Annotated in this window: 11 protein-coding genes; 4 read left to right on the forward strand and 7 right to left on the reverse strand. The window is 61.3% G+C overall.

Annotated features, from left to right (window positions below; genetic code table 11):
- Window positions 1-104 precede the first annotated feature (104 nt).
- The 5 genes from urtE to urtA all read right to left on the reverse strand — a co-directional run bounded on the left by urtE (window position 105) and on the right by urtA (window position 5,022).
- Entirely contained in the window at window positions 105-794 is a 690-nt protein-coding gene (urtE, locus tag BMY45_RS03315; protein WP_092394477.1) for an urea ABC transporter ATP-binding subunit UrtE, read from the reverse strand.
- Window positions 795-804: 10 nt separating this feature from the next.
- Window positions 805-1,563, reverse strand: a complete 759-nt coding sequence (gene urtD, locus BMY45_RS03320) for an urea ABC transporter ATP-binding protein UrtD (RefSeq protein ID WP_092394480.1) — start codon at window positions 1,561-1,563, stop codon at window positions 805-807.
- Entirely contained in the window at window positions 1,560-2,750 is a 1,191-nt protein-coding gene (gene urtC, locus BMY45_RS03325; protein ID WP_092394483.1) for an urea ABC transporter permease subunit UrtC, read from the reverse strand. Before urtC ends, urtD begins: the two co-directional genes overlap by 4 nt.
- Window positions 2,751-2,760: 10 nt before the next feature.
- A complete protein-coding gene (gene urtB, locus BMY45_RS03330; RefSeq protein ID WP_177193292.1) occupies window positions 2,761-3,678 on the reverse strand; it encodes an urea ABC transporter permease subunit UrtB in 918 nt (305 codons plus the stop codon).
- A gap of 99 nt (window positions 3,679-3,777) precedes the next feature.
- Window positions 3,778-5,022, reverse strand: coding sequence for an urea ABC transporter substrate-binding protein (urtA, locus tag BMY45_RS03335; protein WP_092394486.1), 1,245 nt, complete (start codon window positions 5,020-5,022; stop codon window positions 3,778-3,780).
- Window positions 5,023-5,343: 321 nt separating this feature from the next.
- Here urtA and BMY45_RS03340 point away from each other — a divergent pair, with 321 nt between their 5' ends.
- Both BMY45_RS03340 and BMY45_RS03345 read left to right on the forward strand, forming a co-directional pair.
- Window positions 5,344-8,721 (forward strand): ATP-binding protein, encoded by a 3,378-nt coding sequence (locus tag BMY45_RS03340; RefSeq protein WP_092394489.1) that lies wholly within the window; start codon window positions 5,344-5,346, stop codon window positions 8,719-8,721.
- On the forward strand, window positions 8,696-9,382 hold the full coding sequence (locus tag BMY45_RS03345; RefSeq protein ID WP_092394492.1) for a response regulator transcription factor: 687 nt from the start codon (window positions 8,696-8,698) through the stop codon (window positions 9,380-9,382). The genes BMY45_RS03340 and BMY45_RS03345 overlap by 26 nt, the downstream gene beginning before the upstream one ends.
- A gap of 73 nt (window positions 9,383-9,455) precedes the next feature.
- Here the strand turns inward: BMY45_RS03345 and BMY45_RS03350 are convergent, their stop codons facing one another.
- Window positions 9,456-10,394, reverse strand: a complete 939-nt coding sequence (locus BMY45_RS03350; RefSeq protein WP_092394495.1) for an AraC family transcriptional regulator — start codon at window positions 10,392-10,394, stop codon at window positions 9,456-9,458.
- Between the two features lie 22 nt (window positions 10,395-10,416).
- Window positions 10,417-11,250: an oxidoreductase gene (locus BMY45_RS03355; protein ID WP_092394498.1), complete on the reverse strand. Its 834-nt coding sequence runs from the start codon at window positions 11,248-11,250 to the stop codon at window positions 10,417-10,419.
- Window positions 11,251-11,455: 205 nt separating this feature from the next.
- Here BMY45_RS03355 and BMY45_RS03360 point away from each other — a divergent pair, with 205 nt between their 5' ends.
- Both BMY45_RS03360 and BMY45_RS03365 read left to right on the forward strand, forming a co-directional pair.
- Entirely contained in the window at window positions 11,456-11,971 is a 516-nt protein-coding gene (locus BMY45_RS03360; protein WP_092394930.1) for a sigma-70 family RNA polymerase sigma factor, read from the forward strand.
- Window positions 11,958-12,941, forward strand: a complete 984-nt coding sequence (locus BMY45_RS03365; RefSeq protein WP_092394501.1) for a DUF4880 domain-containing protein — start codon at window positions 11,958-11,960, stop codon at window positions 12,939-12,941. The genes BMY45_RS03360 and BMY45_RS03365 overlap by 14 nt, the downstream gene beginning before the upstream one ends.
- Window positions 12,942-12,957: the final 16 nt, after the last annotated feature.

Consider the following 12,957-nt stretch of genomic DNA (forward strand, 5'->3'; position numbering starts at 1 on the left):
AAAGCTCCTGAACGGTAGGGATGTACAGCGTTAGCAGCAGTCTTCAATGGCGGCGCGAATCGGCCAATACGTCGGATGACGTAGCGCCCCGTGCCGGGGCGGGCCTACACGGAGAGGTAACGGCTGATGGTCGCCTCGTCGACCTTGTCGCGGGTTTCCTCGATGACGAAACGCCCCTTCTCGATCACCAGGAAGCGGTCGGCGATTTCCAGGGTGAACGACAACACCTGTTCGGAGACGACGATGGTCAGGTCGCGCAGGTGGCGGATTTCCTTCAGGGTGCGGGCAATGTCCTTGATGATCGACGGCTGGATGCCCTCGGTGGGCTCATCCAGCAACAGCACCTTGGGCTGGGTCGCCAGCGCCCGGGCAATCGCCAGTTGCTGTTGTTGCCCGCCCGAGAGGTTGCCGCCCTTGCGCGAGCGCATGTCGTGAAGCACCGGGAACAAGGCATAGAGGTCTTCCGGCACCTGGCCTCGGGCCGAGGCCGGCAAGCCGGTCTGGATATTTTCCAGCACCGTCATGCCAGGAAAAATCATCCGCCCCTGGGGCACATAGGCGATGCCGTGCTCGACCCGCTCATGGGTCTCAAGGCTGGAGACCTCACGCCCATCGACGCTGACCTGCCCCTCCCATTGCGGGAGAATACCCATCAGGCTCTTGAACAGCGTGGTCTTGCCCATGCCGTTGCGCCCCATCACGGCGACGATTTCCCGCCGGGCCACGGACAGGTCGAGGTCGTGGAGAATCTGGCTCTGGCCGTAGCCACAGGACAGCTTGTTGACGTTGAACATGCCTGTTTCCTCAATGGCCCAGATAGACTTCAATGACTTTCGGGTTGCTTTGCACCGACTCCATGCTGCCCTCGGCGAGCACTTTGCCCTGGTGCAACACCGTGACCTTGTGGGCGATGCTCTTGACGAATTCCATGTCGTGCTCGATCACCAGCACCGACCGTCCCTGGCTGATGCGCTTGAGCAACTCGGCAGTCTGCACACGCTCGTTGACGCTCATCCCGGCGACGGGTTCGTCGAGCATCAGCAGGTCGGGGTTCTGCATCAGCAGCATGCCGATCTCCAGCCACTGCTTCTGCCCGTGGGAAAGCAAGTCAGCTTGTTGCTCCAGCAACTCGCCGAGAAATATCTCCCCGGCCACCTCTTGCACCCTGGCAATCACCGCTGCGCTGCGCTTGAAGAACAAGGCGCTGAACACCTTGCGCCCGGCGGGGTAGGACATCTCCAGGTTCTCGAACACCGTGAGGTTTTCGTAGATCGACGGGTTCTGGAATTTGCGCCCGACCCCGGCGCGGACGATGTTGTACTCGTGCATCTTGGTCAGCTCCTTTGCGTCGAACTGAATGCTGCCGCTGGTGGCGCGTGTCTTGCCGCAGATCAGGTCGAGCAAGGTGGTCTTGCCCGCACCGTTGGGGCCGATCACCACCCGCACTTCATTGCGATCGATATAGAGATTGAGATCGTCCACCGCCTTGAAACCATCGAAAGACACCGTCAGCCCCTCGATAGCCAGCACCGGCTTGTTCATCTGAAAACCGACGGCGGTCATGGCTGTGTCTCCAGGGAAGCACGCTCGGGGGCTGGGGTGGTCGGTTCGATACGGGGGGCTGGCGGCGGCAAGGGCGCGTCCACCGGTAGCCGGCGCGGGGTGCGCCGCAACCAGCGAGCCAGGGCCTGGCGACCATAGCTGTCCCAGAGCCCGGCCAGGCCATTGGGGAAGTACATGACCACGGCAATGAACAACCCACCCATCAGGTACAGCCACAGCTCGGGAAAGGACTCGGAGAAATAGGTCTTGCCGTAGTTGACCAGCAAGGCTCCATACACCGCGCCGAGCAGCGACATGCGCCCGCCGACTGCGGTGAAAATCACCATCTCGATGGACGGCACGATGCCGACGAACGACGGCGACATGAAGCCCACCTGCAAGGCGAACATCGCACCGCCGATGGCCGAGAATCCGGCGGCGATACAGAACACGAAGATCTTGAAGGCGGCCACGTCGTAACCGGAAAAGCGCACCCGCTCCTCCTTGTCGCGCATGGCCATCAGCAACCGCCCCAGCTTGGAAGCGAGAACAAAACGACCAATGAAAATGCAGCCGAACAGTAACCCCGCATTAATGAAATACAGCACCAGCTTGGCGCTGTCGGTGCGCAGGTCCCAGCCGAGCAAGGTCTTGAGGTCGGTGATGCCGTTGACCCCACCGCTCAAGCCCTGTTGGCCGACAATCAGCACCGTCAGGATCAGCGCAATGGCCTGGGTGACGATGGAGAAATACACATCCCCGACCCGTCGCTTGAACAACGCCACGCCAATGATAAAAGCCAGCAGCACCGGCACCAGGATGACCGCCAGCAGCGTGAAGCTGAAGCTGTGGAACGGCACCCAGAGCCACGGCAACTCGGTGATCTGGTTCCAGTCCATGAAGTCTGGAATTCCCGGTGTGGTCTGGATCTTGGTGCTGACCGGGTCGGAGGCTTCCAGCTTGAGGAACATCGCCATGCAATAGCCGCCGACACCGAAAAACACCCCCTGCCCCAAACTCAGAATGCCGCCATACCCCCAGCACAACACCAGGCCGACCGCGACAAAGGCGTAGGTCAGATATTTGCCGACCATGTTCAGGCGAAAGGCATCCAGGGTCAGCGGGAACACCACGAAAATCAGCAGCGCCAACAGCGCCACGCCGAGCAGGTTCGGCTTGCCCGCCAGCATCTTGTCTAGAACGTTCATCGGCTCGCCTCTACTTGCGCACTTTGATGGAGAACAGCCCCTGGGGGCGCAGCATCAGAATCAGGATGACCCCGGAGAGGGTCAGCACCTTGGCCATCGAGCCGCTCAGGAAGAACTCCGAGATCGATTGCGTCTGGGCAATCACGAACGCGGACGCGATGGTGCCGAACAGGCTTTGCGCACCGCCGAAGACCACCACCAGGAAGGTGTCGACGATGTACTGCGAGCCGGCGGTGGGCCCGGTGGAACCGATGGTGGTGAACGCCGCGCCCGCCACGCCGGCCACACCGCAACCCAGGGCAAACGTCATGCGGTCGACCTTGCGGGTGTTGATGCCCACTGCCCGGCTCATCACCCGGTTCTGCACAGTGGCCCGCACATGCAGTCCCCAGCGTGAACGGTAAAGCAACACAAAAATGCCCGCCGTCAGCAGCAAGGTCAGGGCCATCATGAACAGGCCGTTGCGCGGAATCTCGATAGCGTCCGTCAGGTTGAACGAGCCCATCAGCCACTCCGGAGGTGTGGCGCTGACTTCACGGGCACCGAACACTGAACGGAAGGTCTGCTGCATGACCAGGGACAAGCCCCAGGTTGCCAGCAGCGTGTCCAGTGGGCGTTTGTAGAGCCGGCTGATCATCGCCCACTCCACCAGCCAGCCGATGGCGCCGGCAACCAGGAACGACAGGGCGATGGCGAAGAAAAAATAATAGGGCCCGAACGCCGGGGCGAAATGGCTGGTCAGGCTCGAACAGACATAGGTGGTATAGGCACCTATGGTGAGGAACTCGCCGTGGGCCATGTTGATGACCCCCATTTGCCCGAAGATGATCGCCAGTCCCAATGCCATCAACAGCAGCACACAGAACACGGACAAGCCGTTGAACCCCTGCATTGCCGCGATGGCACCAAACTCCGATAGCCATTCCATGATGAGGGTCTCCTGCTGGGAAGATGGCAGTAAGCAAGCCGCACCGGCGCCAAGCCCGGCTCTTGCAGGAGCCCGGCCGCCGCCGATGAGGCCCGAGCGTTATTGGTAACCTTTAGGGAACGGATTCGGCTCGATCAGACCCGACTCGTAGACCACCTTGAACTGGCCATCGGGCTGTACCTCACCGATACGGGTCTTGCTCCACAGGTGATGGTTTTCATGCACTTTCACGTCGCCTTCAGGCGCGGTTGTCAGTTCGATAGCCGGTGAGGCCGCCACCACTTTGTCGACGTCAAAGCTGCCGGCTTTCTCCACCGCGGCCTTCCACAACCATGGCCCCAGATAGGCCGCCTGGGTCACATCGCCGATCACCGCATCCTTGCCGTACCGGGCCTTGAAGGCTTCGACGAACGCCTTGTTGTTGGGGTTGTCCAGGCTCTGGAAGTACTTCATCGAGGCATAGAACCCGGCCATGTTCCCGCCGCCGATCCCGAGCAGTTCATCTTCGGTCACCGACAGGGTGAGCAAGGTCTGCTTGGCCGCGTTGACGCCCGCGGCATTGAGTTGCTTGTAGAACGCCACGTTGGAACCGCCGACCACGGCAGCGAACACCACGTCGGGTTTCTTCAGCTTGACCTTGTTGATCAGCGAGCCGAACTGAGTGTTGCCCAGCGGGTAGTAGTCTTCCCCGACCACCTCACCGTGCAGCACGTTTTCAATGTGCTTGCGCGCGATCTTCATTGAGGTACGCGGCCAGATGTAGTCCGAGCCCACTAGGTAAAAAGTCTTCGCGCCCTTGGTCTTGGCGATCCAGTCGAGGCTGGCAAGGATCTGCTGGGTGGCTTCCTGGCCGGTGTAGATCACGTTCTTGGACTGCTCCAGCCCTTCATAGAACGTCGGGTAGTAGAGCAGGCCGTTTTCCTTCTCGAAGATCGGCAGCACGGCCTTGCGCGAGGCCGAAGTCCAGCAGCCGAACACCGTCGCCACCTTGTCATTGACCAGCAACTTCTTGGCCTTCTCGGCGAAAGTCGGCCAGTCGGACGCGCCGTCTTCCTGGATCACCTTGATCTGCCGGCCGAGGATGCCGCCCGAGGCGTTGATCTGCTCAATGGCCAGGCGTTCGGCCTGGATGGAGCCGGTTTCGGAAATTGCCATGGTCCCGGTGGCCGAGTGCAATTGGCCGACCGTGACTTCGGTCGGGGTCACGGCCAGACCGGTGCTGTTGGCCTCATCCGCCAGGACACCCTGGCTGAACACACTGGCGGCCAGTAACGACAGGGCCGCTGCTCCCAGCGCCAGACGGCGCGGCAACAGACCTTGGGTGCGGATCAATCGTGGTTCCATGCTGCTACTCCTCTGCGGTGGCGCTGCGGGTTCGCCCTGGGGGCGGCCAGCAACGGTGATGGCATCAGCATGGCGGCGCGGAGCGGCAGCCGGTATACGCAGCCTGACGTAAAGGCATACGTCATTTGACGTAGGGAAAATCGCACAAAGCTGGTGCAGGCTAGCGCTCCGGGCCCATGCCACCTTGCTCCCTCACGCGCGGGCACGCGCATGGGCAGCCGTCGACGCAACCCGGCGGCCCGAGGCATGGAAATTGCTCAATTTTTCACCAGCGCAACACCCGCCAGGCATGGAGCGCCTTGACCGCAGGAGGCTTTTACCGTGCTACCACCCGGCACCCAGCGCATCGCCAAGATCCGTCGTGACTACAACCGATGGGTCGCCGACGAGACCATGGAGGACTACGCCCTGCGCTACACGCCAAAGTCCTTTCGCAAGTGGTCGGAGCTGCGTATCGCCAACACCGCCCTGGGTGCGGTGTCGTTCCTGGCGCTGGAAGCCATCGGCGGGGTGCTGGCCTTGAGTTACGGCTTCACCAACACGTTCTGGGCGATTCTCGCGGTGAGCCTGGTGATTTTCTTCACCGGCCTGCCGATCAGTTACTACGCCGCCCGTTACGGCGTCGACATGGACTTGCTGACCCGTGGCGCCGGTTTCGGCTATATCGGCTCGACCATCACCTCGCTGATCTACGCCAGTTTCACCTTCCTGTTCTTCGCCCTGGAAGCGGCGATCATGGCCCTGGCGCTCGAGCTGTATTTTCATATTCCACTGGCCTTCGCCTATGTGATCTGCTCGCTGCTGGTGATTCCGCTGGTGGCCTACGGGGTGACCCTGATCAGCCGCCTGCAACTCTGGACTCAGCCACTGTGGCTGGTTCTGCTGGTGCTGCCCTATCTGTTCGTGCTGGCAAAAAATCCCCAGGCCTTCAGCGACTGGACCAGCTTTTTGGGGCGCAGTGCCAGCGGCGGCGACTTCAATCTGCTGGAATTTTTCGCGGCCTGTACCGTGGCCCTTTCGCTGGTGACGCAGATCGGTGAACAGGTCGATTACCTGCGTTTTCTGCCAGAGAAAAACGCCGCCAACCGCAAACGCTGGTGGGCCGCCCTGCTCTGCGCCGGGCCCGGATGGATCATTCCCGGCGCCTTGAAAATGGCCGCTGGAGCCTTCCTGGCCTTTCTCGCCCTGCAACACGAAATTCCCATGGAGCGTGCCGCCGAACCGACCCAGATGTACCTGGTGGCCTTCAGTTACGTCTTCTCCTCGCCGGAATGGGCCTTGGGCGCCATGGTGCTGTTTGTGTTCGTCTCACAGATGAAGATCAACCTGACCAACGCCTACGCCGGCTCACTCGCCTGGTCGAATTTCTTTGCCCGGGTAACCCACAGTCACCCGGGTCGCGTGGTATGGCTGGTGTTCAATGTGGCGATTGCGTTAATGCTGATGGAACTGGGCGTGTTCGACGTCATCGACCAGGTGCTCGGCCTCTACGCCAATATCGCCACCGCCTGGATCGGCTGTGTGGTCGCGGACCTGGTAATCAACAAACCTTTGGGGTTGTCGCCCAAACACATCGAGTTCAAGCGCGCGCACCTTTACGACATCAACCCGGTGGGTGTCGGCGCGATGCTGATTGCCTCGCTGCTGTCGATTCTCGCCCACTTCGGTCTGTTCGGTGCCCTGGCTCAGGCCGCCCCACCCTTTGTCGCCCTGGGTGCCGCGTTGATCATGGTGCCGCTGCTGGCCTGGGCGACGGGCAGTCGTTATTACATCGCCCGTGCCAGCGACCCATTGTTGTTGCACCCGGTAGAAGCGGGTACGCAGATCACCTGCGGCCTGTGCAGCAACTCGTTTGAGAGCGCCGACATGGCGTTCTGTCCGGCCTACAGCACGCCCATCTGCTCGCTGTGCTGTTCGCTGGACGCGCGTTGCGGCGATCGTTGCAAACCCCAGGGGCGTCTGTCCGCGCAGTTCGAGTCGCTGTTGCGCTGGTTGCTGCCCAACAGCATGGTGCCCCGCCTGCACACGCGGCTGATGCATTACCTGGGCCTGTTGCTGGTGCTGATCCTGATGCTCAGCGGGGCCCTCGCGCTGATCTACAGCCAGGCCTCTGGAGGCTTGCCCCATTCGGCGCCGCTGTACCAGGCGTTTTTCAAGGCTTTCCTGACCCTCTCAATGTTGGCGGCGATTCTCGCCTGGTGGATCGTCCTGACCCGGGAAAGCCGCCATGTGGCCCAGGAGGAATCGACCCGCCAGACCCAGTTGCTGATGCAGGAAATCGCCGCGCACCGCGTCACTGACCAGGCCCTGCAGGATGCCAAGGAGGCCTCCGAGGCAGCCAATGCGGCCAAGAGTCGCTACATCACCGGGCTGTCCCATGAGTTGCGCACGCCGCTCAACAGCATCCTGGGCTTTACCCAGAACCTGCAACGCGACGCGGCGATGCCGGAGCAGCATCAGGATGCCCTGGCGACCATTCTGCGCAGCGGCTCGCACCTGCTGTCGTTGATTGACGGCCTGCTCGACGTGGCCAAGATCGAGGCCGGCAAACTGCGCCTGGAACTGACGGAAATCCCCTTCCCGGAGCTGATCCACGACCTGGAACTGATGTTCACCCCGCAGGCCGAGGAAAAAGGCCTGCGCTTTCGCCTGGAACTGATCGGCAAGATGCCGGCGGTGGTGCGGGGTGACGAGAAACGGGTGCGGCAGATCCTGATCAACCTGCTGGGCAACGCGGTCAATTTCACTGACAGCGGTGAGGTCTGCTTGCGGGTCAGTTACATGCGCGAAACGGCGACCTTCGAGGTCATCGACACAGGGATCGGCATAGACCCCGAGCATATCGAACGGATCTTCCAGCCGTTCGAACGTGGCGACCTGATGCGCCAGGACAAGGGCGTCGGCCTCGGTCTGACCATCACCCGCATGCTCACCTCGCTGATGGGCGGTGAATTGCAGGTCAAGAGCCAGCAGGACCAGGGCACCTGCTTCCAGGTGCGGCTGTTTCTCTCCCAGGTGCGCGCGCCCCAGGCGGTGGTCCATGTCGAGCACGACATCATCGGCTACCAGGGGCCACCGCGTCGTGTGCTGGTGGTGGACGATCATGTCGACCATCGCAAGGTGCTCACCGGCATGCTCACACCGCTGGGTTTTGAGGTCGTGCAAGCGAGCAACGGCCAGGAAGCCATTCGCCAGGTGGCACTGCTGGGGCCGGACCTGATCCTGATGGACCTGTCGATGCCGACCATGGATGGCTGGGAAACCAGCCGCCTGATTCGCCGCAACGGGTTGTCCAACGTTCCGATCATCGTGATCTCGGCCAATGCCTTCAACGACGAACGCAACCTGGCCAGTGCCTGCAACGACTATCTGGCCAAACCCGTGCGCACGCCGGAGTTGCTGGAGCGCATCCAGGCGCAACTTGACCTGCAGTGGGTGCGGCGTGAAAGGCCTGCGTCCGCGGCACTCCCCGCACACTGGGTCTTACCCTCACACCCGGACCTTGTCACCCTCGGCGAGCTCAGCGCCATGGGCTATGTCCGTGGGTTACAGGAAAAGCTCGACAGCATCCAGGCCGAGACACCGCAGACGGCAGCGTTTATCGGGACACTGCGCAAGTTGCTGAAGAACTTTCGCCTGGACGAAATCAACCGCGCCCTCAAGGAGGCAGAAGATGAATGCACTGACCACAGTCGCTGAACCCGGTGTTGTGCTGATTGTGGATGACACCCCGGACAACCTCGCCCTGCTCTCCGACGCGCTGAACGATGCCGGCTATATGGTGTTGGTGGCCCTTGACGGGCTAAGTGCGTTGAACCGTATCGAGCGTCGACGCCCGGATCTGATCCTGCTGGACGCAATGATGCCGGGCCTGGATGGCTTCGAGACCTGTCGGCGGATCAAGGCGCAACCCCAGAGCGCTGATATCCCGGTGCTGTTCATGACCGCGCTGACGGAAAGCTGCCATGTGGTTCAGGGTTTTGAAGTGGGTGGTAGCGACTACGTGACCAAGCCGATCCAGATCGACGAAGTGTTGGCGCGGGTCGCCGCGCACCTGCGCACTTCGCGCATTCTGCATTCTGCCCGTGCGGCGTCGCAGCCAGTGGCGGCCTTGAGCCTGAACGACGAACCGGCCAGCCAGGTGTTGTCGGCACGCTTTCAACTGACGGGGCGAGAGGTTGAAGTGCTGCGCTGGGTGGCCTGCGGGAAAACCAATCGCGACATCGGCACCATCCTGGATTTGAGCCCACGTACGGTGAACAAGCATCTGGAGCATGTGTATATCAAGCTGGGGGTGGAGACGCGTACAGCGGCAACGTCGGTGGTGCTTTCGGCGATGACTGAGCACCGACGGACGTAGCGCATTTACGTGAGCCTGGCGGCGACATCCACGGCTACCGAAGGCTGGTCTGGCGCGTCCAGTTGATGCCTCTCTAATGCGATGACACATAGATAGACGGCGTGGCAGGCGCGGGCAACGCATAAGTCGCCTTCATCCACTCGATCTCGGCCTGGGGGGTACGGCCAAAGAAGCGCTTGAACTCACGGCTGAATTGCGACGCACTTTCGTAGCCCACGTTGAACGCCGCTGCCGAAGCGCTCATGGCATTGCGTAGCATCAGCAGGCGTGCCTGGTGCAGGCGCGTCGACTTCAAGTACTGCATGGGCGAGGAGTCGGTCACGCTGCGAAAGTGCAGGTGAAAGTTGGGCACGCTCATGCCGGCCTCATGGGCAAGTGACTCGACGTCCAGACGCTCCTGGTAGCTGCTGTGGATTTTGCGAATCACGCGAGCGATCTTACCGAAGTGCCCCTGGCGATTAAGCGCGGCATGCATTGAGCCGCCCTGCTCGCCAGTGAGGATGCGGTAGTAGATTTCTCGTACCAGTGACGGCCCGAGTATTTGCGCGTCACCCGGACGACTCATGGCTTCAAGAAAACGCAGCGTCGAGGCACGCAGCCGGTCATCCATGGGCGAGGCATACATGCCCTTGGGCAGGGCATCACTTGGGCCCAGCACCTCATCGACTTGCAATATCAACTCGCTGGCCAGCTGAAAGTCGAGCCGCATGTAGATCGCCAGCATGGGCTCGGCAGCGCTGGCGTCGGTCTCCATGGTGAAGGGCACGGGGACGGACACCACCAGATAATGCTGGGCGTCATACACGTAGACGTCTTCCCCCAGATAGCCGCGCTTGCGCCCCTGACACAGGATGACGATGCCCGGGTCATACAAGACCGGCGTGCGGGTCAGTGGCCGGTTCGAACGCAGAAAGCGGATGTCGTCCAGCGCGCTCAGGTTGTAGCCCTCGACCGGCGCGAGCTGCTCCATCAACTGCACCATGCGCAAGGTGTGTGGATCGGTCGGCGTCATCATTGCCCCCTTTGCTGGCCGCTCAACCGTCAGTCGAGCGGGTCAGCGCCTCCCATCGGTCAATCTCACTGGCCGTTCGAGTCAATTTGTCACGCACCAGGTTCAACGCGTCACTGCCCAACAACAAGTGCGCCGGTGGCGTCGGGCTGGCGATGACCTGCAACATTGCTTGGGCAGCCTTGCGCGGGTCGCCGAGCTGTTTACCGCTTTTCTCTTCCCGCGCTTTACGCACCGGGTCGAAACTGGCGTCATAGTCGGCAATGCTGCGCGGCGTGCGCTGCATCGAACGACCTGCCCAGTCAGTGCGAAACGAGCCGGGCGCCACGGCGGTCACGAAGATGTTGAACGGCAGCAATTCCTGGCTCAGCGTATCGGAGATACCTTCCAGCGCAAACTTGCTCGCACAGTAGTAGGCAATACCCGGCATCGTGATGGTTCCGCCCATCGAGGTGATATTGAGAATATGACCGGCACGACGTTTGCGGAAATACGGCACGAAGGCCTTGGTCACCGCCACCGCGCCGAACACGTTGACGTCGAACTGGCGGCGCATCTCTTCCAACGGCGACTCTTCGAAGATGCCCTCATGGCCATAGCCGGCATTGTTGACCAGCACATCGACCGGGCCGTGGCTGGCTTGTGTGGAAGCGACAACGCTGTCGATCCGCTCGAAGTCAGTGACATCCAGGATCACGCCATGGGCATGATCCGGGGACAGTGCCTCGAAGGCCTGCAACGCCGCTTCACTGCGCACGGTGCCGATGACTCGATGGCCCTCCGCAAGCGCTTCCCGCGCCAGGGCGTTGCCCAGGCCGCTGCTGACGCCGGTGATGAATAGGGTTTTTCTGCTGCTCATGGCGAGCCTCCAATAAGGTGGGTGCAAGGCCATGGTAGCGAGGCAGAACCGGGGCCCCTATGCCGGTTTGCCTTGCAGCATTGCCTATTCCTATCAGGACTCGAGACCAGGCCCATCTCGAACATCAGGTTCCGCACATTGCCCTGACGTCACCTGTCTGAATATAATGCGATTCATTATCAATTATGTATTTTCCGAGATGCTGATGCGCAGCAACGACACACTGGGCAATGCCGATCTCGCGCTGCTCTATCGCAGCCACCATTCCTGGTTGCACAGCTGGCTGAGCCGGCGCATCGGATGTCACGAAAGCGCAGCAGATCTGGCGCAGGACACGTTTGTACGCCTGCTCAAATCCCGTCAGATAAGCCCGTTGCGCGAACCCCGGGCTTATCTGAGCAGCATCGCCCGCGGACTGATGATCGATCGCTATCGCCGTCGCGAACTCGAACGCGCCTACTTCGAGAGTCTCGCGCTGCTCCCTCCACAAGCGGCCCCCTCGGAAGAAGAACGGTTGCTGATTCTTGACAGCCTTGAGCGCATCGACCGTCTGCTCGACCTGCTGAAACCGAGAGTTCGCCAGGCTTTTCTACTCGCCCAGCTCGACGGTTTGACCTGCCTGCAAATCGCCGAAAAATTGTGCGTTTCCCGCTCTACGGTTGAACGCGACTTGGCCAAGGCCCTGCAACACTGCTATCGCTTGCGTTATGCCGAACAGTGAAGCGCAGGTGCTGGACCCGGCCGTGGTCGACCAGGCGATCCACTGGCTGGTGCGCCTGCGCTTCAATCCAGCCGACGAGCAAACCCAGCGCACCTTTGAGCACTGGCTGCGGCAGCGTCCTGAGCATTTTTTAGCGTGGCAGCGTGTAGAAGCGCTTGGCGATGACTTCGCGGGCGTTCCACCTGATTTGGCCCGGCACACCCTCAAAGGCGCCCGCTCAGGCATGCATCGGCGCCAAAGCCTGAAGCTACTGGGTGTGCTGGCCACTGTTGGAGGAGCGACCTGGCTGGGCCGCGACTACACACCATTGCCGGCTTTGCTTGCCCAGCAGCACAGCAGAACCGGCGAGCAGAGACGCTTCCAACTCGATGACGGCAGCCTTATCCAGCTCAATAGCGACAGTGCGGTCGACAGCTATTTCAACGAACAGCGGCGCCTGATCGTTCTGCGGCGCGGCGAAATCATCGTGAATACCGGCGCCGATGCGGGCTCAGCTCAACCGCGTCCTTTCTGGGTACAAACCCGCGACGCAATCATAAGCACCCAGAACGCCCGGTTCCTGGCATACGAGCGTGACGACGGGACCCTTCTGGCGGTGCAGCGCGGCGCAGTCAGCGTATTTCCCGGATCCAGCCAAACCCTTTCGGTTAACAACACTGTCCAGGCCGGCAATCAGCGGCTGTTCACCTCAAATGGCGTTCGTGAGTTCAAGGATAACGGCCTGGATGTATGGAGCTGGAGTGACGGGGTGATCAGCGCACGCCATATGCGCCTCGGTGATTTCATTGGGGCCTTGTCGCGCTATCGGCCCGGCCTGTTGCGATGCGCCGAAGAAGTCGCGGACCTGCGCGTTTCCGGGACCTTTCAACTCGCCGACACCGATCAGGTACTGGCATTGGTGGCGCAGTCACTGCACTTACGGATTGATTATCGAACCCAATATTGGGTGACGTTGAGCGCCGCCAGCTAAGCCCTTTTCCGTCGCG

The organism is Pseudomonas sp. NFACC39-1 (assembly GCF_900110355.1).
Classification (GTDB): Bacteria; Pseudomonadota; Gammaproteobacteria; order Pseudomonadales; family Pseudomonadaceae; genus Aquipseudomonas; species Aquipseudomonas tehranensis.